Source organism: uncultured Ralstonia sp., from assembly GCA_913056305.1.
GTDB lineage: Bacteria > Pseudomonadota > Gammaproteobacteria > Burkholderiales > Burkholderiaceae > Ralstonia.
Window position 1 is genome coordinate 1 of the sequence record CAJXMR010000114.1, and the last position, 14655, is coordinate 14655.

Genomic DNA, 14655 nt, shown 5'->3' on the forward strand with positions numbered 1-14655 from the left:
CAAACGCCTCGGCGCCTTCGGAGGTAAACAGCACGTGTTCGCTGCGCTCCATCACCGCGCGCGCGGCCAGGATCGGGTTGCGCACGCGCTTGACGCAAGTGACGGCGCCGGCTGCCAGCGTGGCGCCGTCCATGATCGACGCATCCAGCTCATACGTGCCGGCATGCGTGAGCACGGAACCCTTGCCGGCGTTGAACAGCGGGCACTCTTCCAGCAAACGCACCGCTTCGGTCACGGCGTCGAGCGCGCTGCCGCCCGCAACGAGGATGCGTTGGCCTGCCGCCAGGATGTCGTTGAGCGCCTGCTGGTAGGCGGCTTCCTTGTCGGCGTCCATGGCCGAGCGGGTGATGGTGCCGGCGCCGCCGTGAATGGCGAGGATGGGTGTAGGCATGTGCGTTGGCTTGGGAATCAGTTGGCGGCCGAGCCCTTGCGGGGGCGCCGGGCAGGCTTATCGGCGTCGGCACGGTGGGCCGCCTCTGCGTTGGACACCGGGGCAGTGCGCGGTACCTGGCCGGCATGCAGCCATGGCAGGACAAACGCGGTCAGGTTTTCCGCCGACTGCAGCGAGTGCGACGAGCGATGCGCCACGGCCCCGCACAGCGCCTCGATCATTGCCGTGACGGCGGTATCGGAGTTGGCCGAGAACTGCCGGCTCGGGCGCGCATAGAGCGACACGTCGGCCAGCGGCGCCAGCGGCGAGGTCGGGCCGTCGGTCAGCGCCAGGATGCGGCCGCCGCGCTCGCGCACGCGCTGCGCCAGCGTGATGGTGTCCGATGCATAGCGCGGGAAGGCAATGGCGATCAGCAGGTCGTCCGGCGCAATCTTGCGCACCTGACGCGCCGCATCCGACGCCCCGCCCGGCTGCGACACCGACAGCACCGTGTCGCAATACAGGTCCAGCCCATGGCGCAGCAGCCCGGCCAGGTAACCGCTGGCGCCAAAGCCCACCACGTAGATGCGCGGCGCAGCCAGGATAGCGTCCACCGCACGCTCGCAGGCGGCGGGGTCGAGCATGCGGCGCGTGGCATCCAGGTTGGCGATGTCTTCATTCAGCGAGGCGGCGAAGATCTCCGCGCTGGAGGCCGGGCGTGCCAGTTCATGGCGCAGCTTCTCGACCGGCGCGAGCGTCGCCTCGAAACCGCGCACGAGTTCGGCCCGGAACTGCGGAAAGCCCTCGAACCCCAGCGCATGCGCAAAGCGGTTGGCGGTGGCCACCGACATGTTCACCGCCTCGGCAAACTCGTCGATGCGCATGGTGGCCGCCCGGAACGGGTTCGCCAGCACGTATTCCGCCATGCGCTGGTGCGCGGGCGTGAGCGTGGCGAGCGCTGCCGCGATGCGCTCGGACACGGTCGCATCGGCAGCAAATGCCGCTTGCGAGTCTTCCGTACGCTTGCTGGTGGGTTTCGCCATGATCCGGGGCTGTGAAAATTTGATGTAAATGTATTTACACGAACACCACAAGTAAAGAAAAAAACTTTCACAGAGGCCTATGGTTTTCCCTAGGTCGAAAGCGTCTGCACAGACAGTGGGCCTGCCCGGCTCCCTCCTAGTGCCATGCACCACCGCAGGCGCCAGGATCGTGCGCCGCAGCACGCTACAATCGCACCCTTGTCCGGTTTCCTTCAGCGTAGTTTTTCGTGATCCGATTCGACGACCTCGTCCTCCAGCGCGGCACCAAGGTGCTCTTCGACCACGCCACGGCCACGCTCAACCCCGGTGAACGGGTGGGCCTGGTCGGCGTGAACGGCAGCGGCAAATCCACGCTGTTCTCCATGTTGCGCGGCGAGCTGCACGCCGATGGCGGCGAAGTCGCCATCCCGCCCACGTGGCAGGTCGCCCATGTGGCGCAGGAGACACCCGCCGTCGACCGCAGCGCGCTCGACTACACGCTCGACGGCGACCCGCGCCTGCGCGACATCGAACGCCGCCTCGCCGATGCGGAAGCGGCCCACGACGGCCACGCCCAGGCCGAAGCCCACACCGCCTTTGCCGACGCCGACGGCTACACCGCCCCGGCCCGCGCGCAGGCCCTGCTGCTCGGCCTCGGCTTCACCATGGCCCAGACCACGCAGCCGGTGACCAGCTTCTCCGGCGGCTGGCGCATGCGCCTGAACCTGGCGCAGGCGCTGATGTGCCCGTCCGACCTGCTGCTGCTCGACGAACCGACCAACCACCTGGACCTCGACGCCGTGGTCTGGCTGGAAGACTGGCTCTCGCGCTACCCCGGCACGCTGGTGATGATTTCGCACGATCGCGAATTCCTCGACGGCGTGTGCAACGTCACGCTGCATATCGAGCACCAGAAGCTCAAGCGCTACGGCGGCAACTACACACAGTTCGAGACGCAGCGCCTGCAGCAGATGGCGCTGCAGGAAGCGTCGTATGCGCGGCAGCAGAAGCAGATTGCGCATCTTGAGTCGTTCATCACGCGCTTTAAGGCCAAGGCCAGCAAGGCTAAGCAGGCGCAGAGCCGCGTCAAGGCGCTGGAGCGCATGGAGCGCCTCGCGCCGGTGCATGCGGCTGCTGGCTTCTCATTCGAATTCCGCGAGCCCGATGCGGCGCCGAACCCGATGCTCACCTTCGAGGGCGTCGACTGCGGCTACCCCGGCCCGAGCGAAGATGCACCCATCACCATCCTCAAGCACCTGACGTTCTCGATCCAGACCGGCCAGCGCATCGGCCTGCTGGGCGCGAACGGTCAGGGCAAGTCGACGCTGGTGAAGACGCTAGCCGAGACCCTCGCGTCGCTCTCAGGCAGCATCCGACGCGGCAAGGGCCTGCAGATCGGCTACTTCGCGCAGCACCAGCTGGAGACGCTGGACGACCACGCCTCGCCGCTGCTGCACCTCGCGCGCCTGGCGCCCGACGTGCGCGAGCAAGAGTTGCGCGACTTCCTCGGCAGCTTCAACTTCCGCGGCGACATGGCGACCTCGCCCATCGCCCCGTTCTCCGGCGGTGAGAAGGCGCGCCTGGCGCTCGCACTCATCGTCTGGCAGCGCCCCAACCTGCTGCTGCTCGACGAGCCGACCAACCACCTGGATCTCGACACGCGCGAAGCGCTGACCATGGCGCTCGCCCAGTTCGACGGCACGCTGATCCTCGTCTCGCACGACCGGCACCTGCTGCGCGCCACGACCGACCAGTTCCTGCTGGTCGGCCAAGGCACCGTCGCCCCGTTCGACGGCGACCTGGACGACTACCGCGACTGGCTGCTCAAGCAGGCCGCCGCCAAACGCGCTGCCGCCAGCGCGCCAGCCACACCAGATGCCAATGGCGATGCCCCCGCCGTCAACCGCCGCGACCAGAAGCGCGAGGAAGCCGAGCAGCGCCAGCGTCTGAATGCGCTGCGCAAGCCCCTGCAAAAGAACGTCGACGCCATCGAGAAACGCATGGCGCCGCTGCAGAAGGAAAAGGCCGACATCGAAGCCTTCCTCGCCGATGGCGCCGCGTACGAAGACGCCAACAAGACGCGCCTGATGGAAGGCCTGCGCCGCCAGGCCGAGCTGAACACTGAACTCGACCAGCTGGAAGAACGCTGGCTCGATCTGCACGAACAACTCGAACAGATCAATTAAAAAGCCGGCACGTCCGGCCCAGGAGACCTCGCTGATGCCTTCCCCGTTGCCGGACACCGCCACTGCCACACACCAACCGCTCGCCGGCGTGCGCGTGCTCGACCTGACGCGCTTGCTGCCCGGCCCCGCTGCCACGCGCCACCTGGCGGATCTCGGCGCGGAAGTCATCAAGATCGAAGATCCCGGCCCCGGCGACTACGCGCGCGACATGCTGCGCACCTCCGCCGACCGAGCCGCCGATCGCCCGAGCCTGTTCTTCCGCTCGCTCAATCGCGGCAAGACCGAACTGCGGCTCGACCTCAAGCGCGAAGAAGACCGCGCCGCCCTGATCGAACACGTCCGCCACGCCGACGTGCTGATCGAGAGCTTCCGCCCCGGCGTGATGGCGCGCCTCGGCGTCGGCTGGGAAACGCTGCGCGCAGCCAACCCGGCGCTGGTGATGTGCTCGATCAGCGGCTACGGGCAGGACGGGCCGCTCGCGCAGGCGGCAGGCCATGACATCAACTACGTCGGCTACGCGGGCATGCTGGATCAGCTCACCACCGTTGACGGCACACCCATCGTCCCCAACGTGCAGATCGGCGACCTGCTGGGCGGCGCGCTGACGGCCGTGGTCGGCATCCTGGCTGCGCTGGTGGACGCGCACGCCACTGGGCACGGCCGCCACATCGACGTGTCGATGACGGACTCGGTGTTCGCGCACAACCTGATGGCGTTCTTTGCGGTGGGCATGCGCGGCCAGGCCAGCCGCGCCGGCACCGACCTGCTCAACGGCGGCGTGCCCTGCTACGGCGTCTATCGCACGTCGGATGACCGCTTCATGGCGGTCGGCTCGCTGGAGCTGAAGTTCTGGCAGACCCTGTGCGACGTGCTCGGCAAGCCGGAATGGAAGGACAAGCACTGGGCTTGCGGTCAGCGTGTTGGCGGCGACGAGGCACGCGCCCTGCGCGACGAACTCACGGTGCTGTTCCGCACCGCCACGCAAGCCGAATGGACTGCGCGCTTTGCCGACGCCGATTGCTGCGTCACGCCCGTGCTGCGCATGGAAGAAGCCCTGCAGCACCCGCTCTTTGCCGAACGCAACAGCGTGGTGAAAGAGAACGGCGAGCCCGTGCAGCTCGCCCTGCCGCTACGGTTTGCCGACTGAGGCGGCGCGATCGCGCGCGTCCAGTGCGTCGAGCAGGCGCGCGGCGTCTTCCAGCTGGTGCTGGCTGAACACGCGGATGCCGTGCTCGCGCAGCAGCGCCGCCGTCACGCCCTCGCCGGGCTGGAGCTGGCTGGAGAACGAACCGTCGTAGAGAAAGGTGGAGCCGCAGGATGGGCTGCGCTCGGTCAGCACGGCGACTTGCACGCCGGCTTCCCGCGCGGCCTCCAGGGCACGTTGCGCACCCTGTACAAACGCTTCAGTGACATCATGGCCGTGGTGCTCGACCACGCGGGCCGCACCGCGCAGCACCGCCGCGCCACCGCCATCACCGTGGATTTCCGCCGGCAGGCGCGGCACCGGCAGGCCGCCGGCCATCTCGGGGCACATCGGCACGACGCGCCCTTCCATCTGCCAGCACGCCAGGATGCCACCCTCGGTGGCCACCGTGCCGCCGTCGTAGCGCACCGGCTGGCCCAGCAGGCAGGCGCTCACCAGCACACGTTGCATGACTGGCAGGGCCCGCTCAGCGACGCTCGCGGCGGATCATGCCCACCACCAGCGTCAGCGCCAGGATCACCATCCAGATCAGCGACCACGCCGGGATCGACAGGCCCAGCACCGGCGGCAGCGGCGCGGTGCACAGGCCGTCAGATTCGAACACCTGCGGCAGCCATTTGGCTGTGGGGAGCGCATTGACCCAGTTCTCGATCGGGTCGATGCCGCAGCTGGCCTTCGGATTCAGCAGCAGCGACACGTGATACCCCGCCACGCAGATGCCGCCCAGCGCCGACAGCATCCCCAGCCCATGCCACAGCAGGCGCGTGGCCGACGACAGCGCCGCCAGCAACGAGAACACGCCGATGCCAATAAAGGCAAACCGCTGCAGCACACACAGCGGACACGGCTGCAGGCCCTCCACGTGCTGCAGGTACAGCGCATAGCCGACCAGCCCGAAGGAAATCACAGCAATCAGCAGGAAAAAGGCGCGCGAATTGGCTTGCATGGGGGCGTCGAGATCAAGAGAAAAGTTGGCGGATTATCGCACCGCGACGGCGCCAGCACGTTCAACTGGCGCCGCCAATGATGTTTCGAAAATTTGAACCATTAGGCGGCCTCCAGCCCGCGCACGCGGTCAATGGCCTGCTCGATGCGCTCGACGGCGATCACCTCCAGGCCATCGATCGCCTGCTTGGGTGCGTTCGACTTCGGGATCACGGCGATCGAGAAACCCAGCTTGGCGGCTTCCTTCAGGCGCTCCTGCCCGCGCGGCGTCGGGCGGATCTCGCCCGCCAGGCCGATCTCCCCAAACACCACCAGCCCACGCGGCAGCGGCTTGTTGCGCATTGACGAGTGGATCGCCAGCAGCACGGCCAAGTCCGCCGCCGGCTCAGTGATCTTCACCCCGCCCACGGCATTGAGGAACACGTCCTGATCGAAGCACGCGATGCCGGCGTGCCGGTGCAGGACCGCCAGCAACATTGCCAATCGGTTCTGCTCCAGGCCCACGGCCAAACGACGCGGGTTCGGCACATTGGCTGTGTCCACCAGCGCCTGGATCTCCACCAGCAGCGGTCGCGTGCCCTCCTGCGTCACCAGCACGCACGAGCCCGGCACCACCTGCTCATGCTGCGAGAGGAACAGCGCCGACGGATTCGCCACGCCGCGCAGGCCACGCTCGGTCATGGCGAACACGCCCAGCTCGTTGACGGCGCCGAAGCGGTTCTTGAACGCACGCACCAGCCGGTACGCCGAATGCGTATCGCCCTCGAAATACAGCACCGTATCGACGATGTGCTCGAGCACGCGCGGCCCCGCCAGCGCGCCTTCCTTGGTCACGTGACCGACGAGGATGGTCGTCACGTCGAGCCGCTTGGCGATGCGCGTGAGCTGCGCCGCGCATTCGCGCACCTGCGCCACCGACCCCGGCGCCGAGGTCAGCGCCTCCGAATACAGCGTCTGGATCGAATCGATGACCACCACCTCGGGCTTCTCGATCTCGATGGTCGCCTGGATGCGTTCGAGCTGGATCTCGGCCAGCAGCGCGAGGTTTGGGCTTTCGATGCCAAGGCGCCGCGCCCGCAGCGCGATCTGCGCGCCGGACTCTTCGCCGCTCACATACAGCACGCGACGGCTGGTCGCCAAGTTGGACAGCGCCTGCAGCAGCAGCGTCGACTTGCCGATGCCCGGATCGCCGCCGATCAGCACCACGCCGCCACTGACCAGGCCGCCGCCCAGCACCCGGTCGAACTCGTCGATGCCGCTGGAGAAGCGCGGCACGTCCACCGCGTCGATGTCCGACAGCTTGCGCACGGTGGCGCTCGATGCCAGCGACTGGAAGCGCGCGCCCGCACCCGACGTCGGCTGCGCCACGGTTTCCACCAGCGTGTTCCACTGCTGGCAATGCGGGCACTGCCCCGCCCATTTCGGCGACGTGCCGCCACACTCGGTGCACGTATAGACCGTCTTGCTCTTGGCCAAACAACCCCCTGCTTGTGGCCGCCGCGCACCGAGGGTGTCGGGCAGCCGCTTGATCTTCGTATTGCGTGTATTGCGCGAAGTGCGATGGTGCTCAGGCTGCCTTGCCGAGCGAACTGCCGGCCTCGCCCGCCTCGGCGGTGCCGACCGGTTCGACCGTCACCGGCACACGGGGCGCCAGCGCACACATCAGCTCATAGCCGACGGTGCCGGCGGCATGCGCGACTTCGTCGATCGGCAGGCCTTCGCCCCACAGCGTGACCGGCGTACCGACACGCGCGTTCGGCATGCCCGACACATCGACGGTGATCATGTCCATCGACACCCGGCCCACCGTGTGCGTGCGCACGCCGTCGACCAGCACCGGCGTGAACTGCTCGCCCCAACCCGGCGCATGACGCGGATAGCCGTCGGCATAACCGCAAGCGACCACGCCGATGCGCATCGGACGCTCCACCACGAAGCGCGAGCCGTAGCCGATGGTGTCGCCCGGCTGCAGGTCCTGGATGGCGATCAGCTCGCTCTTGAGCGACATGGCCGGCATCAGGCCAGTGCCTTCGATATCGGAGGCGAGGCCGGTCGGCGACGCGCCGTACATGATCACGCCCGGGCGCACCCAGTCGCGATGCGCCCTCGGGTGCCACAGCGTGGCAGCGGAGTTGGACAGCGACGCCTCGCCCGGCAGCCCCAGCGTGGCCTGCTCGAACGCCTCCAGCTGATGCTCGATGCCGCGCGGGCTGTCAGCATCGGAGAAGTGCGTCATGTGGGTGATGGTGCCGATGCCGGAGATGGTGCGGGCACGCTCCCACGCGGCGCGGTAGGCAGCGGGCGTGAAGCCCAGGCGGCTCATGCCCGTGTTGATCTTGAGCTGCACGCTGATGGGCCCTTTCAGGCGCGCCAGCTCGAGCATGCGCAACTGCTCTTCGCAATGGATGGTGGTGGTCAGGCGGTGCTGCTCGACGATGACAAGGTCTTCGGGTTTAAAGAAACCTTCGAGCAGCAGGACCGGCCCCTGCCAGCCGAGCTGGCGCACGCGGACAGCTTCGTCCAGGTCGAGCAAGCCGAAGCCATCGGTCTGGCGCAGGCCTTCATAGGCGCGCTCGATACCGTGGCCGTAGGCATTGGCCTTGACGACCGCCCACACGCGCGAGTTGGGCGCGTGGCGGCGGGCCACCTGGAGATTGTTGACAAGTGCGGGGCCGTGGATCACGGCATGGATAGGTCTTGGCATGACGGCGAACCTGCAAATAGGAGCGATGACACGCTTGTGGCGCGCATCGGTGCTGCAATGCAATAAATGTGCGCGGGCTGGTGCGCCCGGCCGCACGCAACAAGCGTTCTATTTGACCACAGGACGCCCACAGGTTCGCGAAGTTGAGCAAGCGCTGAAAAGAAAGTGCGCCGCCGTCACCGGGAGCGCACACGTTTCATGTTATAAAGCCGTTCAATTTAGGCATGGGAAAACATAGGTGATGCGTTGGCAGCATAAGGAAAGTCGGGCGCTGGCCCCCGCTTCGTGCACGCTGGCGTCACTCGTTGTCCAACCATGAATGCAGGCGAGCACACATCACGCTCCGGGTGGAACATCATGCCCGGCCGCCTGTCTGTCAAGATTCCCGCGGTTGACCGGCGTTGCGTGCCGGCTCCGTCAAAGGGAACCCTAGCAAGGGGGGCCTGCGCGGTGCCCGGCCAGAACGCCGGCGCCTCGCCCATGCGCACCGCGCGGCCGGTCAGCCGCGGCAGCGCATTGCCGGCCGCCCTCGAGAACGTCTTCCGCATGCCGGCCACCCGCCCGCATGCCTTGAAGACGGCAATGGCACCGTGGTCTACGGGGACGAATTCGAAAGTATGAAGAAGGGCTTTTACATCATCATGGCGGCGCAGTTTTTCTCGTCGCTCGCCGATAATGCGCTGCTGATCGCGGCCATCGCCCTTCTGACAGAGATGCACGCACCGCAGTGGATGACCCCGCTGCTCAAGCTGTTCTTCGTGCTCTCTTACGTTCTGCTGGCGGCCTTTGTCGGCGCCTTTGCCGACTCCATGCCCAAGGGCAAGGTGATGCTGATCACCAATGCCATCAAGCTGGCCGGTTGCGGGGTCATGCTCACCGGTGTGCATCCGCTGCTCGCGTATGGCGTGGTCGGCTTTGGCGCGGCGGCATATTCGCCCGCCAAGTACGGCATCCTGACCGAGCTGCTCCCCGCCGAGAAACTCGTCGCCGCTAACGGCTGGATCGAAGGCCTGACGGTCGGCTCGATCATCCTCGGCACGGTGCTAGGCGGCGCGCTCATTTCCAAGCATGTGTCGTCGTGGCTGCTGTCGTTCGACATCCCGGGGCTGGAGTTCATCGACACGCCGGCCGAGGCGGCCATGCTGGTCATCATGGTGATCTATCTGATCGCGGCGCTGTTCAACACGCGCATTCCCGATACCGGCGCGCACTATCCGCAGCAAGAGAAGAATCCGGTGCGTTTGATCTCCGAGTTTGCCGACTGCTTCAACGCACTGTGGCGCGACAAGCTGGGGCAGATCTCGCTGGCGGTGACGACGCTGTTCTGGGGTGCCGGCGCCACGCTGCAGTTCATCGTGCTGAAGTGGGCGGAGCAATCGCTGGAACTGAACCTGTCGCAGGGCGCCATCCTGCAGGCCGTGGTGGCCGTGGGCGTGGCGGTCGGCGCCATGTCTGCCGCCGTGAAGATTCCGCTGCGCCGCTCGCTGGACGTGCTGCCCGTGGGCGTGGCGATGGGCGCGGTGATGATGCTGATGGCGTTCTACACCAAGCACACCATCCCCGAGGTCACCTTCCATATTGCCGGCATGAACCTGCCGCTGTACATGCTGATCGCCTACGTGTTCCTGATGGTGGTGGGCGCGATGTCGGGCTTCTTCGTGGTGCCGATGAACGCGCTGCTGCAGCACCGCGGGCACGTGCTGCTCTCGGCTGGCCACTCGATCGCTGTGCAGAACTTCAACGAGAACGTGTCGGTGCTGCTGATGCTGTGCCTGTACGCACTGCTCGTGAAGCTGAACGTACCGGTGAGCGTGGTGATCGTGTCGTTTGGCGTGTTCGTGTGCGTGACGATGGCGCTGGTGATGCGCCGGCATCGCCGCAATGAGAAGGTCTATCACACCGCCGAGCTTATCGGCGAGGATAAGCACCACTGAACCCGCACCGCTAAGCGTTGCCGCGCACCTCGCCAAGGAGCCACGCGCGGAACGCCGCCACCTCCGGCCGTCCGGCCGAGGCCCTCGGATACACCAACCTATCGCTGTAGTCGAGCGGGCGCCTTCTTACTTGCCGCCGTGCTCCGCATAGACCTTGCGTGCGAGGCACAAGTCCTCCCACGCGCGCGCCTTGTCGGTGAGCGTGCGCAGCAGGTAGGCCGGGTGATACGTCACCACCACTGGCACGCCTTCCACCTCGTGCACCTTGCCGCGCAGCTTGCTCACGGGCGTCTGTGTCTGCAGCAGCGTCTGCGCGGCAATGCGGCCGAGCACCACGATCACGCGCGGCTTGACCAGCGCGATCTGGCGCTTGAGGTACGGATCGCACATCGCCACCTCGTCCGGCTCCGGATCGCGGTTGCCGGGCGGGCGGCACTTGAGCACGTTGGCGATGAACACGCCCTTCTCTCGCGACAAGCCGATGGACCGCAGCATGCTGTCGAGCAGCTTGCCGGCCTGGCCGACGAAGGGCTCGCCCTGCTTGTCCTCCTGCTCGCCCGGAGCCTCGCCGATCAGCATCCATTCGGCCTGTCGGTCGCCGACGCCGAAGACCGTGTGCGTGCGGCGCTCGCACAGCTTGCACGATGTGCAGTTGGAGACGGCACCTTCGAGCTCCGCCCAATCGAATGCGGCGATGCGCTGCGCGCGCGACAACGTGCCATCGCTGGGAGCATCGGCCAGCGGCGCCTCGATATGTGCAACAACGGGCTCCGGAGCCGCTACCGCAACCTCGGCCGCGACCGGTTCGGCGAGCGCAGCCTCAATGGCTTCCGCTTCGACCGGCTCAGCGCCGCGCAGTACCCATTCGGTGGAGACGCCCAGCGCCTCAAGCATCCGCGCTCGTCTGTTCATGCTGCCTCCACGCCGCTGGCCTCGCAGGCGATGCGCATGACGAGCGCATCCTCTCGCGTGCTGTTCTCGGCCGGGTAATAGCGCTTGCGTCGGCCGATCTCGGCAAAGCCGACGCGGCGGTACAGTGCGATCGCCCCAGCATTGGATGGCCGCACCTCCAGCAGCAGGCTGCCGAAGCCATGCGCCAGCGTGAGCGCCACCGCCGCGCGCAGCAGCCAGCGGCCCAGGCCCTGCCGCTGCCAGACCGGCGCCACGGTCACGTTCAGCAGGTGCATCTCGTCGACCACCGGCATCAGGATCAGGTACCCGGCAACCGCGTTGCCGCCGTCGCGCAGCACGATGCCCAGGTGGCCCGATTTGAGCGAATCTTCGAAGTTGCCCCGCGACCACGGGAAGGTGAATGCCGCGTGCTCGATCGCCGCCACCTCGACCAGGTCCAGCGCGGTCATGCGCTCAACGCGCCAACCGGTGGGCAACGGCATCTGCGTGGCCACGCTGGCGAGGGCCTTGTCGATCAGGCTCATGCGCGAGCACCTGCGGCGGCCTTGGCCTGCTGCACCGCCTGGCGTTCTTCGATGGTCAGTGCGACCTTGTCTCGCACGTACAGCGGCGCCGCGTCTTCCGGGCGCACCGTGTGGCCTGCCGCCAGCAGACGCAGGCCGAGGGTGACGATCTCGCGCGCGTGTGGCGCCACCTCGGGCAGCACGGCGGCAGCGCCGGTCGCAACGCTCAACTGATCGGCGAACACAATCGCCGCATTGCCGGCCAACCAATAGGGCTGCGACGGTGCGGCGACGGTCTGCGGCCCGCTCACCTGGATGGCCGACAGCGCATGCCAGCCGGTGGCATCCTGCCCCGTGTCGACGGGCACGAAACTGGCCCAGTAGCATTCGTCCATCCGCGCATCGAGCGCAACGGTGACCGCCGTGCCGGCCGGCAGCGACGCACGCGTCTGCTCGGCGCACGCCACCAGGGAATTGACCGGGACGACCGGCAGACCGGCACCGAAGGCAAGCCCCTGCGCGACGCCGCACGCCGTGCGCAGCCCGGTGAACGAACCGGGCCCGGCGCCGAAGGCGATCGCCGCGCAATCGGCCAAGGCGATGCCAGCCTCGGCCAGCAATTCACCGGCGGCCGGCAGCACGCGGCTGCTGGAGCGCGGGCCAGCGTGCTCATGACGGAACAGCGTGCGCGTGCCGTCACCAAGGGCGACGGAACAGAACTCGGTGGAGGTATCGAAAGCAAGAATCCAGGGCATGGCGGCATTGTACCGGCTGGTGTGGCGCCTGAGCCCGCCAAGCGGCGGCAGCGCACGCAGAAAACCGAAGGCATCCTCGAATTCAAACGACCCGGCCACCCCACCCCGACGCTATCATCGCCGGACCATTGTTTTTCCAGCCGGGAACCATCATGAGCGACTTGCAAGCCCGTTTCGACCAAGCCCAAATCGACGTCAAGGGCCTCTCCGAGCGCCCCGCCAACATGACGCTGCTGCGCCTGTACGCCCTCTTCAAGCAAGGCGCCGAAGGCGACGCCCACGGCGACAAGCCGGGCTTCACCGACATCGTCGGCCGCTACAAGTACGAAGCGTGGGAAGGCCTGAAGGGCACCTCGCAGGACGACGCCAAGCAGAAGTACATCGACCTGGTCGAAGAGCTGAAGAGCGGCGCAACGACCTGAGCGTCGACCGCCACACGAAGAACCGGGCCTCGCGCCCGGTTTTTTATTGCGCGGCCGGCACGGCGGACGGCACCTCGCGCCGGCGCATGCGCCAGGCGGCCACCACCGCCAGCGCGCACAGCGTGCCGAGGAAAATGAAGGTCTCGTCGAAGGCCAGGATGCGCGCTTCCGGGTCGACCGCCGCACCGTGGATGGTCTCGATGCCGCGCGAGGCCAGCCGCCATTGCAGGAAGATGCCGGTGGCCGACACGCCGATCGCCCCACCCAGCTGACGCAGGAAATTGACCGCGCTGGAGCCCTGCGGGATCAGCGTGAAATCGACGCCGCGCATGGCGCCCAGGCTCAGCGACGGCAGCACGAAACCCAGCCCGACGCGTCCGATGATGGCGATGCCGATCAGCAGCAGATAGCTCGTGGCACGCGTGTTGGTGGCCATCAGGAAGAAGGACAGCGCCAGCGCCGCCAGCCCGCACGACACCAGCCGGAACGGCTCAACACGGCTGGTCAGGCGCCCAGCCAGCACGATGGTCACGGCCAGCACCAGCCCGGCCGGCAGCAGCACCAGCCCCGCGCGCGACGGCGCATAGGCCAGCGCGACCTGCATGTACACCGGCACCAGATACGTCGAGCCGTACAGCCCCGCCCCGTAGATGAAGGCCACCACCGCGCCCATCGCGAATTGCCGGTAGCTGAACAGCCGCAGGTCCAGCAACGGGGATTCCACCCGCCGCTGCCAGAACACGAAGCCCGCCACGCACACGACCGACACCCCCGTCAGCGCAGCACCGTGCACGACATCGCTATGCAACGCCACCAGCCCGTTGAGCAAAGAGACCGTGGCCCCGCCGATCAGCAGCAGACCACGCCAGTCCAGCGGCTTGGGCTCGCCCGCCATCGACGAGTTGATCGCCATGAAGCGCCGCGCCATCGCCCAGCCCATCAACGTGAAGGGCAGCACCACGAAGAAGATCGAGCGCCAGCCGAACAGCTCGACGAGGAAGCCGCCCACGCTCGGCCCCACGGCCGGCGCCAGCACCACGCCAAAGCCGAACAGCCCGAACGCCTTGCCCTGCTCCCGCTCCGGAAACACGCGCAGGATCAGGATGTTGGGCAGCGGCTGCATGATGCCGGCAGCGATGCCCTCCACCACCCGCATGGCGATCATCACGCCGTAGTTGGGCGACAGCCCGCCCGCCAGGCCGCCCAGCCCCAGCAGCAGCAACGCCCCGATGAAAGTGCGCCGCAGCCCGAAGCGCAATAGCAGCCAGGGCGTGAGCAGCATCGACAAGGTCATCGCCACCATGAAGCTCGCCGACACCCACTGCGCGCGCTCCTGCCCGAGCACGAAATGCCGGCTCAGGTCCGGAATCGCCACGTTGACGATGGTGGCCGAGATGACGGACGACACCGCGCCCACCATCAGCGTCAACAGCACGAGCCATTTGAAGCGCTCGCCGTAACGCGCGCGCAGGGCCTCCAGGGTGGGCGTGAAAGTCGTCATGGTCTCGTTCTAGTGTTGTGTGAGACGACGGGGACAAACCCGGCCCAGCGCGTCCTCCACGCGCGAAGCCAGGCGGGATGCGTCAGCCGAGCCGGCCGGTGGCGGCAATCTCGCGGATGCGCCGCACGGTGTCGATATCGGCTTCGCGGTAGGCGGATTTGACGATCTCGGCGTAGCGCGTGTCGCCGGTTTCATCG

Annotated in this window: 14 protein-coding genes and 1 pseudogene; 4 read left to right on the top strand and 11 right to left on the bottom strand. The window is 67.3% G+C overall.

All coding sequences use genetic code 11. The annotated features are described in order from the left end of the window. Together QZ609_RS16815 and QZ609_RS16820 are read right to left on the bottom strand one after the other, a co-directional pair. A partial coding sequence (locus QZ609_RS16815; protein WP_295497228.1) for an isoaspartyl peptidase/L-asparaginase occupies positions 1-391 on the bottom strand: 391 nt, incomplete at its 3' end. Between the two features lie 17 nt (positions 392-408). Then, entirely contained in the window at positions 409-1413 is a 1005-nt protein-coding gene (locus QZ609_RS16820) for a MurR/RpiR family transcriptional regulator (RefSeq protein WP_295497229.1), read from the bottom strand. 227 nt (positions 1414-1640) lie between these two features. Between QZ609_RS16820 and QZ609_RS16825 the strand changes: the two genes are divergently transcribed. Together QZ609_RS16825 and QZ609_RS16830 are read left to right on the top strand one after the other, a co-directional pair. Then, positions 1641-3578 carry an ATP-binding cassette domain-containing protein gene (locus tag QZ609_RS16825; protein WP_295497231.1) on the top strand — a complete coding sequence of 646 codons (1938 nt, stop codon included), beginning with the start codon at positions 1641-1643 and terminating at the stop codon, positions 3576-3578. 34 nt (positions 3579-3612) lie between these two features. Next, positions 3613-4725 carry a CaiB/BaiF CoA-transferase family protein gene (locus QZ609_RS16830; RefSeq protein ID WP_295497233.1) on the top strand — a complete coding sequence of 371 codons (1113 nt, stop codon included), beginning with the start codon at positions 3613-3615 and terminating at the stop codon, positions 4723-4725. Here the strand turns inward: QZ609_RS16830 and QZ609_RS16835 are convergent. The 4 genes from QZ609_RS16835 to alr form a co-directional block, all read right to left on the bottom strand. Next, positions 4708-5232 carry a DUF523 domain-containing protein gene (locus QZ609_RS16835; protein WP_295497235.1) on the bottom strand — a complete coding sequence of 175 codons (525 nt, stop codon included), beginning with the start codon at positions 5230-5232 and terminating at the stop codon, positions 4708-4710. The two genes, QZ609_RS16830 and QZ609_RS16835, sit on opposite strands and share 18 nt — an antisense overlap. Positions 5233-5248: 16 nt before the next feature. Beyond that, the gene (locus QZ609_RS16840; RefSeq protein WP_295497237.1) at positions 5249-5728 is read right to left on the bottom strand and encodes a disulfide bond formation protein B; all 480 of its coding nucleotides are present in this window, start codon (positions 5726-5728) and stop codon (positions 5249-5251) included. A 101-nt stretch (positions 5729-5829) separates the two neighbouring features. After that, a complete protein-coding gene (gene radA / locus QZ609_RS16845; RefSeq protein WP_295497239.1) occupies positions 5830-7203 on the bottom strand; it encodes a DNA repair protein RadA in 1374 nt (457 codons plus the stop codon). A 91-nt stretch (positions 7204-7294) separates the two neighbouring features. Next, positions 7295-8431, bottom strand: a complete 1137-nt coding sequence (gene alr / locus QZ609_RS16850; RefSeq protein WP_295497241.1) for an alanine racemase — start codon at positions 8429-8431, stop codon at positions 7295-7297. Positions 8432-9048: 617 nt separating this feature from the next. Here alr and lplT point away from each other — a divergent pair. Next, the gene (lplT, locus tag QZ609_RS16855) at positions 9049-10365 is read left to right on the top strand and encodes a lysophospholipid transporter LplT (RefSeq protein WP_295497243.1); all 1317 of its coding nucleotides are present in this window, start codon (positions 9049-9051) and stop codon (positions 10363-10365) included. Between the two features lie 126 nt (positions 10366-10491). On the opposite strand, the gene QZ609_RS16860 is transcribed toward lplT, so the two are convergent. The 3 genes from QZ609_RS16860 to tsaB are packed head-to-tail and all read right to left on the bottom strand — an operon-like array spanning position 10492 to position 12535. Beyond that, on the bottom strand, positions 10492-11277 hold the full coding sequence (locus QZ609_RS16860) for a uracil-DNA glycosylase (RefSeq protein WP_295497245.1): 786 nt from the start codon (positions 11275-11277) through the stop codon (positions 10492-10494). Next, positions 11274-11801, bottom strand: a complete 528-nt coding sequence (gene rimI, locus QZ609_RS16865) for a ribosomal protein S18-alanine N-acetyltransferase (RefSeq protein ID WP_295497247.1) — start codon at positions 11799-11801, stop codon at positions 11274-11276. The genes QZ609_RS16860 and rimI overlap by 4 nt, the downstream gene beginning before the upstream one ends. Next, positions 11798-12535, bottom strand: coding sequence for a tRNA (adenosine(37)-N6)-threonylcarbamoyltransferase complex dimerization subunit type 1 TsaB (tsaB, locus tag QZ609_RS16870; protein ID WP_295497249.1), 738 nt, complete (start codon positions 12533-12535; stop codon positions 11798-11800). Before tsaB ends, rimI begins: the two co-directional genes overlap by 4 nt. 152 nt (positions 12536-12687) lie before the next feature. Here tsaB and QZ609_RS16875 point away from each other — a divergent pair, with 152 nt between their 5' ends. Beyond that, complete coding sequence (locus QZ609_RS16875) at positions 12688-12957, top strand: acyl-CoA-binding protein (protein WP_295497251.1); 270 nt, start codon at positions 12688-12690, stop codon at positions 12955-12957. A 43-nt stretch (positions 12958-13000) separates the two neighbouring features. Here the strand turns inward: QZ609_RS16875 and QZ609_RS16880 are convergent, their stop codons facing one another. After that, positions 13001-14458, bottom strand: a complete 1458-nt coding sequence (locus tag QZ609_RS16880; RefSeq protein WP_295497253.1) for a DHA2 family efflux MFS transporter permease subunit — start codon at positions 14456-14458, stop codon at positions 13001-13003. Positions 14459-14540: 82 nt separating this feature from the next. Beyond that, positions 14541-14655: pseudogene (locus QZ609_RS16885) on the bottom strand (DUF1857 domain-containing protein); the annotation flags it as partial.